Here is a 2,402-nt window from a genome sequence, read left to right as displayed (position 1 = left end):
CGCAGAGCGTCGAGAACTGCGTTCCCACGCTGGAGCGTGAGGAACGATAACCTCAACTATCGTGCCCGATGCTCTGCGCTTCTGCCTGAAGGACGTGTGAGCTTGCTCACGAAGACGCCGGTTCAGTCACTGAGCACTCCGCGTGGACATGCCGCCCTGCGCAATCGCAAAACCTGGTAACCAAGCCCTGCCCCTTCACCACACGACAGCGACTAGCCTCATCGAGCCCATTCCTGAAGCAAGGATGCTTCGATGTTGCCCACCATTCGCCTGATGACGTGTGCCCTTCTGTTTCTTCTGCCCGGCCTCGGCCATGCCAGTCAATGCCCTGACTGGCCTGCAGCCAAGGCGCGCAGCGAGGTCACAAACTTGCAACAGCAGATGGCTGCGTGGGACGACAGCTACCACCGCCAGGGCATTTCGCACATTCCGGACGAGTTCTACGATCAGGCGCGGCAGAAGCTGAACCTGTGGCGCTCGTGCTTTGCCGTTTCCACACCAGAGGCCGATCCGCTAAAGACAGCAGTTGGCCCGCTGCCTCATCCCGTACCGCACACGGGCGTCAACAAGCTGGCCGACGAAAGCAGCGTCAAGGACTGGCTCAAGGGCCGCAAAGACCTGTGGATTCAACCCAAGGTCGATGGCGTGGCAGTCACACTCGTTTACGAAAAAGGTCAGCTGGTGCAGGCGATCAGTCGCGGCGATGGGCGCAAGGGCCAGGACTGGACTTCGCAGGCACGACTGATAAAAGCCATTCCTCAGCGTTTGCCCCAACATGACTCCCTGATCCTGCAAGGCGAGCTGTACTGGCGGTTGACCGATCATATTCAGGCAACATCCGGCAGCGTCAACGCGCGCAGCAAGGTGGCAGGCATGCTGGCCCGGCAGACAATCAGCCCGCAGCAGGCTGATGCCATCGGGCTATTCGTCTGGGACTGGCCGAACGGGCCTACCGATATGGCTCAACGACTCGCAGGCCTGCAAGCCATGGGCTTTGAAGGCAGCGAGGCGTACACGCACTCACTGGAAAATCATGTTCAGGCTGCGAGATGGCGCGAGCATTGGTACCGCAATCCTCTGCCGTTCGCGACAGATGGCGTGATCATGCGCCAGGGCCAGCGCCCACCGATGCAACGCTGGCAAGCCAGTGCGCCTTACTGGGTCGCCGCCTGGAAACATCCCTACGCACAGGCACTGGCCGAGGTGCGCAAGGTCAGCTTCAATATCGGTCGCAGCGGCAGGATTACCCCTGTGCTGGAGCTGACCCCGGTACGTCTCGACGACCGTACCGTCAGCCGCATCAGCACCGGCTCACTGCAACGCTGGCAAACACTGGATATAAGACCTGGCGATCAGGTAGCCGTGAGCCTGGCCGGGCTGACAATTCCGAGACTCGACGGCGTGATATCCCGCGCAGCCGAACGAGTTGAAATGATCATTCCGCAAGCCGACGACTTTCATGAGTTGAGCTGCTGGCAAGCCACCCCAGGCTGTGAAAGCCAGTTCCGCGCCAGACTGATCTGGCTCAGCGGCAAGAAAGGCCTTGCGCTGTCCGGCGTCGGTCCGGGGACCTGGGACAAGCTTATTGAAAACGGCCAAATAGAGAGCCTGCTCGATTGGATGACCCTGAATCATGCTGAGCTTGCTAACATTCCCGGCTTCGCAGAGCACAGCAGCGCTACAGCCTGCAAACAGCGCGTGAACGGCCGTTTCAGACGTGGCTCAAGTCCATCGGACTGCCGCCCACAGGAAGTGCAACACTTCCTGACAATTGGCAGGAACTGGCCGGGCGTAGCGTTGAGCAATGGCAAGCAGAGCCGGGCATAGGGCCTGGCCGGGCAGCGAAACTGAGGTCTTTTTTTCAAGCCCCAGAGGTGCAGGCATTGAGCTATCAATTGCAGGCTCAGGGTATTTCAGGTTTTAAGTAGCGGACGTCCATTTTTTGGTCCGTGTTCAAACGGAGTTCATATGCAGTTTTTATCACCACTGATCCTTTTCACCAGTTGCACGCTACTGGCTACAACGCTGCTGGCAGATGAGCAGGCACCCGCACCTTCCGAGTGCCAGATCAAAAGCCAGGAAATCAGCAGCAAGATTCAGGACGCCAAGACCGAAGGTAACAAGGCCGAGCAGGTCGGGCTTGAGAAGGCCCTCGCCGAGGTCAATGCCAACTGCACCGAAACCTCATTGATCAAGCAGAGAAAGCAAAAGGTGCTGGACGCCAAGCAGGAAGTCAGCCGCCGCCAGACCGACTTGAACAAGGCCATGGACAAAGGTGATCCGGAGAAGATCAACAAGCGCAAGGACAAGCTGGCCGAGTCGCGCAAAGAGTTGCAGGAAGCCCAGACCGACCTTGAGAAAGTCCAGCCTGACGATTGATCAAGGTTGCGGCGCTGCGGATC

The 2,402-nt window shown here is 58.9% G+C and carries 1 protein-coding gene and 1 pseudogene; both read left to right on the top strand.

The features are described from left to right. Positions 1-252 precede the first annotated feature (252 nt). Positions 253-1,928, top strand: a pseudogene (gene ligB / locus ALO64_RS16870) (NAD-dependent DNA ligase LigB). A 40-nt stretch (positions 1,929-1,968) separates the two neighbouring features. Beyond that, positions 1,969-2,379 carry a DUF1090 domain-containing protein gene (locus ALO64_RS16865; RefSeq protein ID WP_005734420.1) on the top strand — a complete coding sequence of 137 codons (411 nt, stop codon included), beginning with the start codon at positions 1,969-1,971 and terminating at the stop codon, positions 2,377-2,379. Positions 2,380-2,402: the final 23 nt, after the last annotated feature.

The organism is Pseudomonas meliae (assembly GCF_001400515.1).
GTDB classification, from domain to species: domain Bacteria; phylum Pseudomonadota; class Gammaproteobacteria; order Pseudomonadales; family Pseudomonadaceae; genus Aquipseudomonas; species Aquipseudomonas amygdali.
This window is presented reverse-complemented; position numbering and strand designations above follow the sequence as displayed.

Excerpts from the sequence above, each read along its gene's own strand:
- ALO64_RS16865 (WP_005734420.1), top strand. The coding sequence starts at position 1,969 with ATGCAGTTTTTATCACCACTGATCCTTTTCACCAGTTGCACGCTACTG.